This is a genomic window from Bradyrhizobium sp. USDA 3650, from assembly GCF_054057395.1.
Genome location: NZ_JBSRZG010000001.1, coordinates 4100105 through 4114086, shown reverse-complemented (window position 1 = coordinate 4114086; position 13982 = coordinate 4100105). Strand labels below are relative to the sequence as shown.

General features: G+C 66.0%; 10 protein-coding genes. 2 read left to right on the top strand and 8 right to left on the bottom strand.

Translation table 11 applies throughout. The annotated features are described in order from the left end of the window. Window positions 1-305: 305 nt before the first annotated feature. A complete protein-coding gene (locus ACVIN2_RS19100) occupies window positions 306-1595 on the top strand; it encodes a Spy/CpxP family protein refolding chaperone (RefSeq protein WP_456766722.1) in 1290 nt (429 codons plus the stop codon). Here the strand turns inward: ACVIN2_RS19100 and ACVIN2_RS19095 are convergent, their stop codons facing one another. From ACVIN2_RS19095 to ACVIN2_RS19085, 3 genes are all read right to left on the bottom strand, one after another. Further along, window positions 1596-2423, bottom strand: coding sequence for a hypothetical protein (locus tag ACVIN2_RS19095; protein WP_456766721.1), 828 nt, complete (start codon window positions 2421-2423; stop codon window positions 1596-1598). A 249-nt stretch (window positions 2424-2672) separates the two neighbouring features. Further along, the gene (locus tag ACVIN2_RS19090; protein WP_456766720.1) at window positions 2673-5120 is read right to left on the bottom strand and encodes an adenylate/guanylate cyclase domain-containing protein; all 2448 of its coding nucleotides are present in this window, start codon (window positions 5118-5120) and stop codon (window positions 2673-2675) included. 273 nt (window positions 5121-5393) lie between these two features. Further along, the gene (locus ACVIN2_RS19085) at window positions 5394-7466 is read right to left on the bottom strand and encodes an AsmA family protein (protein WP_456766719.1); all 2073 of its coding nucleotides are present in this window, start codon (window positions 7464-7466) and stop codon (window positions 5394-5396) included. 235 nt (window positions 7467-7701) lie between these two features. On the opposite strand from ACVIN2_RS19085, the gene ACVIN2_RS19080 reads away from it, so the two are divergent. Beyond that, entirely contained in the window at window positions 7702-8376 is a 675-nt protein-coding gene (locus ACVIN2_RS19080) for a Crp/Fnr family transcriptional regulator (RefSeq protein ID WP_007599026.1), read from the top strand. Window positions 8377-8379: 3 nt separating this feature from the next. Here the strand turns inward: ACVIN2_RS19080 and ACVIN2_RS19075 are convergent, their stop codons facing one another. The 5 genes from ACVIN2_RS19075 to ACVIN2_RS19055 form a co-directional block, all read right to left on the bottom strand. Then, window positions 8380-8745: a DUF5615 family PIN-like protein gene (locus ACVIN2_RS19075; protein ID WP_456766718.1), complete on the bottom strand. Its 366-nt coding sequence runs from the start codon at window positions 8743-8745 to the stop codon at window positions 8380-8382. Then, a complete protein-coding gene (locus ACVIN2_RS19070; RefSeq protein ID WP_456766717.1) occupies window positions 8742-8981 on the bottom strand; it encodes a DUF433 domain-containing protein in 240 nt (79 codons plus the stop codon). Before ACVIN2_RS19070 ends, ACVIN2_RS19075 begins: the two co-directional genes overlap by 4 nt. Before the next feature lie 63 nt (window positions 8982-9044). Then, window positions 9045-12194: an efflux RND transporter permease subunit gene (locus tag ACVIN2_RS19065; protein ID WP_456766716.1), complete on the bottom strand. Its 3150-nt coding sequence runs from the start codon at window positions 12192-12194 to the stop codon at window positions 9045-9047. Further along, entirely contained in the window at window positions 12194-13123 is a 930-nt protein-coding gene (locus ACVIN2_RS19060) for an efflux RND transporter periplasmic adaptor subunit (RefSeq protein WP_456766715.1), read from the bottom strand. The genes ACVIN2_RS19065 and ACVIN2_RS19060 overlap by 1 nt, the downstream gene beginning before the upstream one ends. 158 nt (window positions 13124-13281) lie before the next feature. Beyond that, window positions 13282-13953 (bottom strand): OmpA family protein, encoded by a 672-nt coding sequence (locus ACVIN2_RS19055; protein WP_456766714.1) that lies wholly within the window; start codon window positions 13951-13953, stop codon window positions 13282-13284. Between the last annotated feature and the right edge of the window lie 29 nt (window positions 13954-13982).

The following is a 13982-nucleotide window of genomic DNA, read 5'->3' as shown; positions in this document are numbered from 1 at the left end:
CGCCGCGCGCCTGCGGCCATCCTTCGAGACGCCCGCCTGCGGCGGGCCCTCAGGATGAGGGATGAGTCTGCGGCGGCATTTCAACGCAGGCGGATGTGCTGCCAAGCCTCATCCTGAGGAGGCCGCGAGGCGGCCGTCTCGAAGGACGAGGCGCTCGCTCAGGCGCCGCCGAGACGTCCTGAGCAAATACCGCAACGCTTTGCCCTGTACGCTTCCGGAACATTTGGTTCCCTCGCGCGTCGTTGTGATGCGACGCGATGCGCGCTTGGCGCCGGAGGAGGGCCAAGGTGGACAGGTCAGTGGTCATGTCGAGATCGCGCTTGGGGCTGAGGCCAAGGCTGGGGCTGGCGCTATCAGGCGCAACCCTCGTGATTCTGGCGGTGCTGTTGCCAGGTCGCGCCGAGGCGCAATTCGGCTTCCGCGGCGGCCCGCTCGGTGTCGCGCGCTTCGCCGTCGGCCACATGATCGGCATGTCGCGCTTGCGCCATGCCCGCATGGCGGTGCGGGGCGGCCGATACCGCTCCGCAGCGTTGAGGTCGCAAGATCCTCGCGGCGCAGAGCGAGGCCAGCCTGCCAATCCTTACGTCCTCCGTGCGGCGATGACGGCGCAGGCCGCGCTGTCGGGCTGGCACGGCGGCCGCCGTCCGCAGGGCTGGTGGCGTCACCCCGACGGCAGCTACGGCTGGGTCGGCCCGGTGTTCTGGCCGTTCGCGCATGACGATCTCACCACCGCAATCATCCTCGGCGATACGACCAGCCTCTCGCTCTACGGCTATGGCGACATCTATGCCGCGATCTTCGCGCCCTATGCGGCCACGGAGCTTGCCGCCTACACCGCGCCGCAGGGCCGGCGCGGACGGCGAGTCCCGACCGCGGAGACGGTCTGCGATGCCAGCGACACCGGCGGCCTGCCGGTCGATCGCATCGCCGCTATCGTGCAGCCGAATGAATTGCAGCGCACAGCGCTCGACGAGCTCGCGACCGCGTGGGCATCCGCGCGCGACACCATCCGCGCCGCCTGTCCAACCCAGGTCCCCGCGACGGCCATCGAGCGCCTCGGCCTGATGCGCGAGCGCATCGAGGCCATGATCAAAGCGACGGACGCCGTCGCACCTTCGCTGGCAAAATTCGTCGACCTCCTCGACGACGACCAGAGGGCCAAGCTCGATAGCCTGGCCAAGGACCGCCGCGCCGCGCTTGCGGCGATCCAGCAAAAGAATCCGCAAGCGGCATCGGCCTGCCAGGCGGACAGCGATCCCCGCTACGACGAGAAGCTGCAGCGCCAATACGAGCAGCTCGTGCAGCAGCAATGGCCCGCGGCTGAGATCGCCTCCACGCTCAAGCTCGACGACACCGCCCGCGCCCGCCTCGACGTGCTCCAGGACACCACGCTGCGCACCATGGAGACGCTGAGCGCCTGTCCGTCACAGGCCGCATCGACACCACAGGCCCGCCTCACCGCCGCGAAGGTGCGGCTGGAGACGATGCTGCAGGCGGTGAACGGCGTCAGCGACGCGCTTGACGATTTCGAGGCAGACTTAAGCGACGAGCAGAAGGCGGGGTTCGAGGCGATCGGGCCGAAGCGCGGGGTGTGATCACCCGCACGCCCACTCGAACTTCATGTCCTTGAAGTCGAGCTGCGCGTTGCCGCTGCCGAAATTGTAGCCGCCGAAATATTCCTCGAACTCGATGTAGAACGGGCTCATCTCCGGCACGGCCTGGCAGGGCCGCATGGTGCCACCGAGGTGGTTGTGGGCGTGGTCCTTGCCCCAGTCATGCGAGCGGAAATTCTCGGTGCTCGGGACGCCGTCGACAAAGTAGTAGTAGGACTGATAGTCGCTCGGCGGGTTGCGCGGAAAGTGCGGGTCCTGCGGGGCCTTGCCGGCATTGGGATCGGTCGCGCGCGGCATCAAGGCGATCGCGAGGTTCTCCGCCAGGTCACCCCGCGGAGGGCCGGCGAACATCTTCTGCGCGAAGGGCGGGGCGGATTCGAAGAAAGCGCTGGCGCCTCCGACATCGAGCCAGCGCGGCCGCTCCGCCGTCGCAAGCGCAAGCGGTGCCGGCGGCATAGCGAACGGGCCCTCGTACTCGCTCTTCGTCAACAGCAGCGCGGCATATTCGTAATCAAGGATGTCGGTCATGCGCGAAAGCCGCGGATGCGCTGGTCGTGCCAGCACCGCATCGCGCATCTCGGGATCGTCCGGCGCCCCGCCGTCATTGTGATCGGGCGCCGTGGCAAAGAACGACACCGCGATGATGTCCTCGCCATGCACGCGATAATCCTCCGGCAGCTTCAAGGTGAAGCCGTGCATCAGCGGAAACCCGGTGACGGGATCAAGCGGCCATTGTTCGCTGCTGATGCCCGGCGGCAGGCCGTAGACCCAGCCATGATCACGCGCGCGATCAGCGGGCCGATCCAGCATCTGCAAATCATACGCACGCGAAGGCAAGGCAAGCGCCACAGGTCGACTCCATCCGAACTTTCGCCTCGACGCGGAGGCGATCGTTAGTCGCAACGAGGAGAGATGTGGTTCGTGGGGAGGATACCATCCTGCCGGTGTTTTGCCCGACGAGTCAAACCGCCTCCAGCCAATTCCGTACCCGCGTAAGTTATTGATCTTGCAGGCCCCGGCTACTGTGCATGGGGTTGTTTTCGCACTTTTTTGTTTGGACTACCCGCGCCGCCTTGCCGCGGCGGCATCCACCACGTTCTCGACCTCCTCGCGCCACGACAAGATCTCCATCGCAAGCACGGGGTGGTTGAAGCCCTTGAGCACGAGATCGTCGAGCGCGCGGGCTTCGACCCAGGGCTCGACCATGCCGTAGACGCGGCGGCTGACGACGACCTGGCCGGCCTTGGCTTCGTCGCAGAGGCGGGAGGAGAGATTGGTGACGCTGCCGATCGCGGCATATTCGAGCCGCTGCTCGAAGCCGATCTGGCCGAGCGTGGCGTAGCCCATCGCGACGCCGACGCCGAAGCCGAGCGAGTGGCCGCGGTTCTTCCATTTCTCGGTCAATTGGCCAATCACATCGCGCATCTCGACCGCCATCTTCACCGCGCGCTTGGTGTGGTCCGCAAATTGAATCGGCGCGTTGAACAGGATCATCACGCCGTCCCCGGCAAAGCGGTCGAGCGTGCCTTCATAGCGGTGGATCAGCTCGCCGAGCGCGGCGTGATATTCGCGCAGCACGTTCATCGCCTCTTCCGGCTCGGTCGCCTCCGTGAACGAGGTGAAGCCGCGCAAATCGCAGAACACGACGGTGACCTCACGGCGGTGGCTGTCGAGCAGCGCATCGTGGCCGTCGGACGAGGCGATCAGTTGCGCCACTTGCGGGGCGAGGAAACGCTCGAGCCGCTTGATGCGGCCGATCTCGCCGAGTTGTTTCTCGACCCGCTCTTCCAGCGAGCGATTCCAGTTGCGCAGCTGCTCGGTCTGCTCCTGGAGCTTGGCGGCCTGCTGCTGCACGGTTTCGTGGGCCGCCGCGAGCTCGCGGCCCTTGTGGTCGACCTCGGTGAACAGCCGCGCATTGCGCATCGCCAGCACGGCCTGGTTCGCAAAGGTACGCATCAGGCCGATGATGCTGGCGGCGAACTCGCCGCTGGCGCGGCGCAGCACCACCAGCGAGCCGAGCGTGCCCTGCTGGTCCACCAGCGGCACCACCAGCACCGAATGGAAGCCGGCCGCGATCGCGACGTCGCGCAGCGGCTGCTCGGAGGCCTGGTCGAGATCGGCAATGGCGATCGGTTCGCCGGTCCCGGCCGCGTCGCTCAGGATATCCTGGCCCTCGTCGATCGTGACATGGGCGCCGTCGGCGGATTTGGCGATGCCGTTGGCCTCGACCAGATTGAAGCGGCGCGCCTCGGCATCGTAGCCGTAGATCAGCACCGCGTCGGCATGGGTGATCTCGATCGCGCGCGCGGCGATCGTCGGCAGCACGGCGTTGAGATCGAGCGAGGCCGCGACCGCGCGGCCGACCTCTTCCAGCACCTTGAGCTCGTTGATCGACTGCGCGAGATCGCGGGTGCGCTCCTCGACCTTGGTCTCCAGATCCGAATAGGTCTCCTGGATCTGGCTGGCCATGCGGTTGAACTGCCCGGCGAGATCTTCCAGCTCGTCCGCGGTGTGCACCTCGATGCGATGGCTGAAATCACCCTCGCCGAGCTTGTGCGCGCCGTCGCGTAGCGCCGTGATCGGGATGATCATGCGGCGCGCCAGAAGCGTGCCGGCGAGGATCGCGACCAGCAGGCCCATGCCGATCAAAAGCGCAATGCGCACCAGCTGGTCGCGGATCGGCATCAAGGCCTGCGTGGTCGGCTGCTCGAACATCACGCTCCAGCCGAGCTTCGGCACAGTGCTCGCCGCGCTCATCACCGCATGGCCGTTGAAGTCGGTGCCCGAACTGTCGGGCGCGTGGCCCGGTGCGACCGCAGCCGCGACCTGCGGCAGCTTCGACAAATCCTTGCCGACTTCGGGCCCTTTCGAGGACGTCGCCAGCACGCGGCCGCGCGGATCGACCACATAGGCGAAGGCCGCCTTGCCGACCTGGGCGTCGGACAGGTACTCGGAGAGAAAGCTGAGATCGAGCTCGGCCACGGTGACGCCGGCGTTGAAACCGGAATGCGCCACCGAGATCGACATGAACGGCGTTCGGTCGGAGAACCAGGCCGGCGCGTAGCTGACGCCGCGGGCGACGGTGTCGGTGAAGCGCATGTCGCGGGAGAGGTCGGCGTTGCTGCCGGTCGTGGTCGACTGGCGCGAGACGCGCAGCACCTCGCGGCCGTCGCCGTTGAGCTGGAACAGCTGAGTGACAACCGAGACCTGCTGCAAGAGCTGGGCATAGTCGGCGCGACGCTTCTCGAGCGTGTCCCGGCTGGCCGTCGTCACCCAGCTGATCTGGCGCTCGAGCTCGGAGATCGACTGCTCGATCCGCCGGGCGGCAGCCTGCGCCTTGTCCTCGAGACCGTCGGTCAGCTGTGTCTTGGTGGCGCGGTAGGAGATCCAGCTCTCCATCGCGCCGTTGACGGCGAGCACGAACACGACGAGGCCGACGAGAGAGACGACGTATTTGGCGAACAGACCCTCGCGCAGAAACCGTGTCTTGTCGTTCGCTCCTGCCATCCCGATCCTCTCGCGCCGCCATCGGCGCCGGCGCTACGGGCCGCACGGACCCTGCGAGCCTTCTAGCACAATTTGGTCCAACGGACTGTGAAGGGACTGGTCGGGGCCGCCTGACCGGCCGGTGTGGTTACCCGCTGTGGGCGTCGGGGCAGGCGGAAGCATGGTGAATTGTCGCAGTCTCATCCGTTTGGGGGAAGCCGCCGCCGGGCCAGCCGATGTAAGGGGGTGGCCTTGGCAAGGGAGGGCTGGGAGTCCAGCGCTTTGGTCCTGCAATCATCGATTAAAGAGCTGCCGCAGCACGTCGTTCATCGGCTGGCTGTCCTGCTGCGCCGCCGGCGGGTCCTCCAGGCCGGGGGACGCCGGCGAAGCTTGCGGCATCAGTGTGGATGGCGCTGCAGGCAGGCTGCGGCTGCGGCCGGTGGCAGTGCCGGTGGCAGTCCCAGTGCCGTTTCCCGCGCCACCGGAAAGTCCCTGCTGGATCAGATTGCCGAGCGCCTCGCCCAGGGGGCCGCCGAGCAAATTGTTCTGTCCGGGCTGCTGGGTTTGCGGATTGGCATTGCCGGTCGCATTGCCGCCACCCGGCGCGCTGGCTCCCCCGAGGCCAAGGCTTCCCAGAATATTGCCGAGCCCAGCCCCATCAGCGCCGAACAACCCCTTGCCCATCTCACGCAGCTTGGCATAGGCGGCGTCCGGATTGTCCAGCATGCCGGCCATGTCGGGATAGATTCGCGGCTGCGACCAGGTGCCCTGGATCATCACGGGGATGCCGAAGCCGACCGGCTCGGCGGCGCGGCCCTGGCCTTCGGTCGTCATCACCAGCTTCGGCTCGACGCGAAAGCCCATCATCTTGGTGTCGAGTGCGATCGTGCCGGCACCGGTCACGCGGACCAGCGGTCCGGTCAGGTTGAGATCGGTGGTCACCGCCTGGCCCTTGTCGATCCGGAACGACGCCGAGAGCTGCGACAAATCGGTGCTCTGCTCCCGACCGTTGTCCTGGTTTGCTTGCCAGCCGGACAACGTGCCCGAGGTCAGCGAGCGGATCATCTGTGCGACGTTGATGCCGCGAATGGCGCCGTCCTGGAAATTGACGAAGGCCGTGCCTTGCATGTTCGCCATCAGCGCGCGCTGGCTGGTGCCGGCGCTGCGCAGCGCGAGCTTGGCCTGCAGCTTGCCGTCGATCCGGTCGAATTCGGCGAGGCCCTGCAGCAGCGGCAGCGCGCGCACGCCGGCGAGGTCGGAATGCATGGCAAAGCTCGGCGCGCCGCTGGTCGCATCCAGGATCAATTCGCCCGAGACCTGGCCGCCATAGGCGCCGAGATTGGCGGTGCCGGCCTTCAGCACGCCGCCGGCGAGTTTTGCATCGACCGCCAGCGGCGCGAGGCGCGCCTCGCCGATCACCGCCTCATGCGCGGAGATCCTGATTTGCGCATCGACATAGTTGAGCCCGGACACGTCGATCGGCGCATCGCTCCAGGGTTGCTCGGACGCGCCTTCCGGCGATTTCGCCAGCGGGATCGCGAGCCGCTGGAAGTCGAGATCGACCTTGACCAGAGGCTTGCTCGCGATATCGACCGAGGCCCAGCCGTTGAACGCGCCATCGCCGAGCGTGCCGCTTACGCCATTGATCATCACGACATCGCCGCTCAGCCGCATCTCGGCATGACCCGCGAGCCGGGACTTCAGCACGTCCGGCATGTCGATGGCGAAATCCACCGGAATGGTCGGTCGGTCGGCCGGCGGCGCCGGCGTGGTCGCCTTGATGTCGAACTTGGTCGGATGCTCGCCGACCCGTGCGGTGCCGGTGATGCTGATCTTGCGGTCGCGACCGACGATCGCATCGGTATTGACCGCGCTGATGCGGCTCTCGACGCGATCGCGCACCCGCGCGAATGCGATCTCGCCATCGGTGACCTTGATGCGGTCGATGGCGGCGCCGTCGGTATCGAGCGCGACCGGCTTCGACGTGCCGCCGGCATTCGGCAGGCGCTCACGCAGCAGCGGCTGATAGAGCACGGGATGGGTGACGACGAGCTCGCTGATCTTCGGGCGGCCCGACCAGACGCTCGAGAGCGACATGTCGGCCTGCACGCTGTCGATGGTCAGGCGGGTGATGCCGCTGCGGTCCTTGGGGTCTGCAAGCGTAAGGTCGTTCAGCGTCACGTTCAGCGTCGGCCACAGGCTGATTCTGATGGTGCCGTCGATCGACAAGCGATAGCCGGTCGCGCTCTCGACCCGCGAGGCAATCGTCGACGTCAGGAAGCCCGAGGGGATCCCGACCACCAGCAGGAGTGCGATCACGATGACGATTGCGGCCACCGCCGCGCCGGCGAATTTCACGGCTCTCATGTCGACTTTCCAGCGGCGGACGATCGGCGTCGAATCCGGCACATGACCGTCATTTCCACCCGTCCTTTGCGCCTGAGTTTATCCCGGGACGGGAAGCGGCTCCAAGCACGTAAAAATAGTCTGGGGGTGCTGCAAAGTTATGTGACTTATGGCACACTTCCCCGGCGCGGTTTTACGCGATCCTGATGTTGATGGTTCCAAGCGATTTGCCAACGAAATTCACAAGGACATTGAAATGAGCAAGCAGGCCGAATTTGCGGTCATCCTCAAGATGAATGCGATGTTCGCCGATCTCGGCGCAGACGAGCTCCAGCGGCTGGCGAATCTCTGCCACACCCAGCATCTGGGGAATGGCGAGGTGCTGTTCCAGAAGGGCGACGCGGGCGATGCGCTGTTCGGCGTGCGGCGAGGGCAGGTCCGTATCGAGACCGGCGCCTCCGACGGCAGCCGCCTCACGCTGAACTTCATGGGGCCGGGCGACCTGTTCGGCGAGGTTGCGGTGCTGGACGGCCAGAGCCGCACTGCGGACGCGACCGCGGGCGAAGCCAGCGAGCTGTTCGTGCTGCGGCGCGAAGACTTTCTCGCTTTCCTCGAACGCGAGCCGAAGGTCGGGATCAAGATCATCGCGCTGCTGTGCCAGCGCATCCGCTGGCAGAGCGAGCGCATGGAAGAGTCCATGCTCCAGCCGCTGCCGGTTCGTCTCGCGCGGCGCCTCTGCGCGCTCGCCGCCGATTTCGGCTCGGAGGTGCACATCTCGCAGGAGCAACTCGGCGTCTTCGTCGGCGCCGCCCGCGAGAGCGTCAACCGCCAGCTTCAGGCCTGGCGCAAGGAAGCGATCCTCGATCTCCAGCGCGGCCGCATCCTGCTGCGGAACATGACCAAGCTGACGGCGATCGCGCGGAACGAGTAGGAGTTAAGTGATCGGGAGTCTGCGCCGGCGGACGCGATCCCGGTCGATGGTAATGATGCTGCCCTGTATCTCATCCTCGGTCAGGGCGGATAAAACCTCTGCCAGTCGTGTTCGGACGCCCGCCTCTGTCCAGTCGCCGCCTCGGAACAGAATGAGGCTGGGGCTATCGTTGCCCGCGGTTGCAATGAGGCGAGGATAGTCGAGGTCTGCCGTGACGACCGTGCGCACCTCCCTCCTGGCGCGATCGATGATCTCGACATCGCTCGCGGCATGAAGGCCTATCTCAGAGGCGTGGACGGCATCATGCCCCCTCTCTGTCAGCCAGTGCGACAACAATGGCGAGAGCGGCATATCGACGAGGAATTTCACTTCGCCGCGACGGCGGGGTGCAGCTCGACGGCTTCGTCCTCTGCGAGGAAGGCCGCGTAGCGCAATGCCTCATCGATATCTTCGCGTTCGAGATAGGGGTAGTCGTTCAAAACGGATTCGCGAGTTTCACCGGCTGCCAGCAGGCCGAGTAACCGTGCGACCGGAAACCGCAACCCGCGAATGCAGGGCTTGCCGGTGCAAACCGTTGGGTCGATCGTGATACGTGCCAAAGCCATCAGAGCAACATAGCGCCTGCCGACGACCTTCGCCAGTGCGCCCTCAGTCGGCTCGCCCGGAACCTACTCCGCTGCAGGGTGCACGATGTTCTTCGGCCCCGGCATGGCGTCGGCCGGCGCAGCTCCGTGATGACCGGCGCCCTCCGCATCTTCGCTGTGCACGACCAGCCGCTTGGCGAAGCGCCAGATCAGGGCGCCGAGATCGTCCATCACCATGAACATCGCGGGCACGAACACCAGCGACAGGATGGTCGAGAAGATCAGGCCGCCGATCACCGCGAGCGCCATCGGCGAGCGGAACTCGCCGCCGGCGCCGACGGCGAGCGCGCTTGGCATCATGCCCGCGGCCATCGCGATCGTGGTCATCACGATCGGACGAGCGCGTTTCATGCCTGCGTCGATCATGGCTTCTTCGCGCGGCGTGCCGGCGTGAATGGACTCGATGGCGAATTCCACCAGCATGATCGCGTTCTTGGTGACAATGCCCATCAGCATCAGGATGCCGATCCACACTGGCGTCGTGAGCTGCTTGCCGGTGATCAGCAGGGCCGCGATCGCGCCGCCGATCGAGAGCGGCAGCGAGAACAGGATGGTGATCGGCTGCAGGAAGGTGCCGAACAGCAGCACCAGCACGGCGTAGACCATCATCAGGCCCGCCGTGATCGCGGTGGCAAAACCTTCGGACAGTTCGTTCAGGCTTTCGGCGTCGCCGGAGGGTGAGACCTTCACGCCCTTCGGCCGGCTCTTCATGACCGGCAGGTCGTAGATCTTCTTGGTGGCGTCGCCGAGCGCGGCGGAGCCGACGAGATCGGCCGCGACGGTCGCCTGTCGCTCGCGATCGTAACGGTTGATGCTGGTCGGACCCTGGTCGAGCTTGACGTCGGCGATGACGGAGAGCGGCACGCCGCCCTTCTCGCCGTGCTCGCCGAGCGGCACGCGCAACTGTTCGAGCGTCTTCAGATTGCCGCGCGCGGCATCCTCGAGCTGCACGCGGATCGGCACCAGACGGTCGCCGACGTCGAACTTGGCGAGCGCGGGGCCGACGTCGCCGATGGTGGCCACGCGGATGGTCTGCGACAGGCTTTCGGTCGACACGCCGAGCCGTGCGGCGAGATCGGCGCGCGGTTCGACGCGCAGCTCAGGCCGCTCCAGCGTGGTTTCCGAGATCACGTTGGAGATGGTGAGAATCCGCTTCATCTGCGTCGCGAGCTCGCTGGCGACGTTGTTGACGATGTTGGCGTCCGCGCCGGTCACGACCAGCGAGATTGCGCGCAGGCCGTTCTCGTCGAGGAACCAGAAGCGGATGTCTGGAATGTTCTCCAGCTCCTGGCTGATCGAGAATTCGAGCTCGCGCTGGGTGATGTCGCGGCTGTCCTTCGGCGTGTAGTTGATGATCAAGGCGGCGCGCCGGACTTCCTGGGTCCCTGGTGGAACGCGGCCGCCGTCGACGAAGATGCTCTTCACCTCGGGCCGCTTGCGCAGGCGCGCCACGATGTCCTCGGTGACTTTTTCGGTGTAGGCGAGCTGGGTGCCCGGCGGCAGCTCGAGGGCCACCAGCGAGCGCGAGCTGTCCTGCGCCGGCAGGAAACCCTGCGGCAGCAGTGTGATGCTCCAGATCGAGGCGGCGAAGACGCCGAAGCCGGCCAGCACCGTGATGAAATAGTGCTTCACCGACCAGGCCACGAGCCTGTGATAGGACCGCAGCACGCGGCCGGGCGGCGGCTCTTGGTGATTGCCGTGTTTGAGGAAGTAGGCGGCGAGCACCGGCGTGACGAAGCGCGCCGCGAGCAGCGAGAAGAACACCTGTACCGAGACGGTGATGCCGAACTGCTTGAAGAACTGTCCGGCGATGCCCGACATGAAGCTCGCGGGTGCGAAGATCGCGATGATCGTCAGCGAGATCGCGATCACCGCGAGGCCGATCTCGTCGGCGGCTTCGAGCGCGGCACGATAGGGCGATTTGCCCATGTTCATGTGCCTGACGATGTTCTCGATCTCGACGATGGCGTCGTCGACCAGAATACCCGTCGACAGCGTGATGGCGAGGAAGCTGACGAGGTTGAGCGAGAAGCCGAGCAGGTCCATCGCCCAGAACGCCGGGAAGATCGACAGCGGCAGCGAGATCGCGGCGATGATGGTGGCGCGCAGGTCGCGCAGGAACAACAACACGATCACGACGGCGAGGATGGCGCCTTCGAACAGGGTCGAGATCGCCGCGTGGTAATTGCCGTTGGTATATTCGACCGAGGTGTCGATCACCTTCAGGTCGACGTCGGGATAGGTGGCCTTGAGCGTGTCGATGCGCTTCTGCACGGCCTCGGCGACCTTCACGTCGCTGGCACCCTTGGAGCGCTTGATGCCGAGCGCGACGATCGGCTCGCCGTTGAAGCGGGCGAAGGTGCGGCGGTCGGCGATGGTGTCGGTCACGGTGCCGAGATCGTCGAGCCGGACCTCGCCGCCGCCGAACAGCGGAATCATGGTGCCGGCAAGGTCGCTCAACGTCTTGGCGCCGGCGAGGGTGCGGATCGCCTGGTCGTTCTTGCCGATCTCGGCGCGGCCGCCGGCGACGTCGACATTGGTGCCGCGCAGGCTCTGGCTGACATTGACGGCCGTCAGCCCCATCGACTGCAGGCGGTCGGGATCGAGCGAGACCAGGATCTCGCGCTCGACACCGCCGATGCGCTCGACCTGGGCAACGCCGCGCACGCCCTGCAGCGCGCGCTTGACCACGTCGTCGACGAAATAGGAGAGCTGCTCCGGCGTCTTGCCGGGCGAGATCGCGGCGTAGGTGACGATCGGCAGGCCGATGACGTCGACGCGCTGGATCAGCGGCTCGGTGACGTTCTGCGGCAGGTTGGAGCGCACCCGCGTCACCGCGTCCTTGACGTCGTTGAGCGCGCGGTCGGTGTTGGTTTCCAGCGCGAACTGGATCGTAGTCACCGACAGGCCGTCGGTGATCTGCGAGGTGATGTGCCTGACGCCTTCGACACCGGAGACGGCGTCTTCAACCGTCTTGGTGACCTGGGATTCGAGCTCGGCGGGTGCCGCGCCGAACTGCGATACCGCGACCGAGATCACGGGAATGTCGGCCGAGGGTAGCCGCGTCACCGCGAGCTTGGTGAAGGACACCCAGCCGAGGATCAGGAGGATGATGGAAAAAACCACCGACGGCAGCGGATTGCGGATCGACCATGCCGAGATATTGAGAGCCATCAGCGTACCCGCGTGCGATCGAGTTCATCAGCGAACATGGTCTTGATCTGGTCGCCGTCATGCAGCGAAGAGCCGGCGTCGGCGACGACGATCTCGCCGACGTTGAGGCCCTCCAGGATTTCCGTCGCGCTGTCCGACGACAGCCCGACCCGTACCTTGCGCGTCTCGACAATGTTGCCCTTGACGACCTGCACGGTGAGATGGTCGATCGCGGTCTTGGGAACCGCGACGCCGCAGCTTCGCTTGGCGTCGATCGAGGCGCGGGCGAACACGCCGACTTTCAGCGAGGGATTGTTGGTGACGCTGATGCGCACGCGGCCGAGCTGGGTGGCGCGATCGATTTCGGGCGCGACCAGCCTGACCCGGCCGATCAGATCGGGCGCGTCGTCGCGGCTGATGCGAACGGTCGCGCCGGAGCTGAGCTTGGCCATGTGCACCGCGGGCACCTGCGCGTCCAGCTCGATCTCGTTGTTGACGGCGATACGGAACATCGGGCCGGCCTGCGGCGAGGCCGGCGCGCCGACGATGGTGCGGACCTCGGTGACGAGGCCGGGCGCAGAGGCCTTCAGCGAAACCGGTCCTTGCGGGCCGGGCCGCGGCGGCTGGCCTGGGATCTGGGGCGGTGCGGTCAGACGCGCCAGCTCCTGATTGTCGGTGACGAGGGTGCCCTCGGTGACGAAGAGGTCGGTGACCCTGGATCCCTCCTGGTCGGCGACGACTACGGCTTCGCGGCGCGGCACGAAGAACCCGGTCACCCGAACCAGGTCGGAGAAGCAGGCATTGGTCGACTTGGTCACGATGACCAGCGCCTCGCTCGGCGTTTCCTTGGGCTCGGCGCGATGCCGGTGCTCGAACAGATAATAGCCGACGCCGAGTGCGACGACGAAGACCACTGTTCCGGCCGGCTTGAGATATTGGGAGAGGTTCATTGCCGGATCGTCCTGGCCTGGCTCACGGCCATCCGCGCGCGGCCCATGGAGAGCGTTTCCCTGAAATGAAGCAGCGTCCCGCAAGGCTGCGGGACGCGCGCTGGAAGCGAGACTTTACACCACATCACGACTTGTCACTTCAAAGGATTACGTCGTGCTCACTTCGATGCGGTGGTCTTGTTTTCCATGTTGACGACCTGCACGCGACGATTGACCTCCGCCATCGGCTGGGCCGGGTCCTTCAGCTTGCTCTTGCCGTAGCCGACGGTGACGAGGTCGGTCGCGGAGATGCTGTACTTGTCGACCAAATAGCGCTTGATCGAATCCGCGCGGCGCTCCGACAGATCCTGGTTGTAGCTCTCGCCGCCGGCGGCGTCAGTGTGGCCGGCGACCACGAAGGTCGAGCCCTTCAGGTCGGGGCTGGTCAGCGCGCGGCCGAGCGCCTGGACCGAGGCAAGCGATTTTGCGCTGATATTGGCCGAGTTGTAGTCGAACGTGATTTCCAGATCGATGTTCGGCTTGTCCTTGGCCGCCGACGCGATTTCTTCACGCTCGGTCGACGACAGCGAGCGTGTCGAGCGGCCGCGCACGGACTGGATCAGCTTGGTCTCCGTCGCACTCGGTGCGGGATCGGCCTGCGGAGCGATCGAGAGGCCGCGGGTCAGCGGCTTCTTCGGCGGCGGCGCCAGCGCGCGGACGATCTCGTCCTCGGTGACGTTCTTGCTGTTGCCGTCGTCGCCGGCGAAGGCCAGCGGGATCGTCAGCGAGAGCGCGGCGCCGACGGTGATGATGGACAGGATTGCGGTAAGTCCCTTTGAAGCCAATCTCATAGCCAGTCCCTCCCTGCGCAGCCAGCTGG

Bases quoted from the DNA above. Each gene is read 5' to 3' on its own strand.
- ACVIN2_RS19055 (WP_456766714.1), bottom strand. From the start codon at position 13,953: ATGAGATTGGCTTCAAAGGGACTTACCGCAATCCTGTCCATCATCACC.
- ACVIN2_RS19070 (WP_456766717.1), bottom strand. From the start codon at position 8,981: ATGGCTTTGGCACGTATCACGATCGACCCAACGGTTTGCACCGGCAAG.
- ACVIN2_RS19100 (WP_456766722.1), top strand. From the start codon at position 306: ATGTCGAGATCGCGCTTGGGGCTGAGGCCAAGGCTGGGGCTGGCGCTA.
- ACVIN2_RS19060 (WP_456766715.1), bottom strand. From the start codon at position 13,123: ATGAACCTCTCCCAATATCTCAAGCCGGCCGGAACAGTGGTCTTCGTC.
- ACVIN2_RS19085 (WP_456766719.1), bottom strand. From the start codon at position 7,466: ATGAGAGCCGTGAAATTCGCCGGCGCGGCGGTGGCCGCAATCGTCATC.
- ACVIN2_RS19065 (WP_456766716.1), bottom strand. From the start codon at position 12,194: ATGGCTCTCAATATCTCGGCATGGTCGATCCGCAATCCGCTGCCGTCG.
- ACVIN2_RS19080 (WP_007599026.1), top strand. From the start codon at position 7,702: ATGAGCAAGCAGGCCGAATTTGCGGTCATCCTCAAGATGAATGCGATG.
- ACVIN2_RS19090 (WP_456766720.1), bottom strand. From the start codon at position 5,120: ATGGCAGGAGCGAACGACAAGACACGGTTTCTGCGCGAGGGTCTGTTC.
- ACVIN2_RS19095 (WP_456766721.1), bottom strand. From the start codon at position 2,423: ATGCTGGATCGGCCCGCTGATCGCGCGCGTGATCATGGCTGGGTCTAC.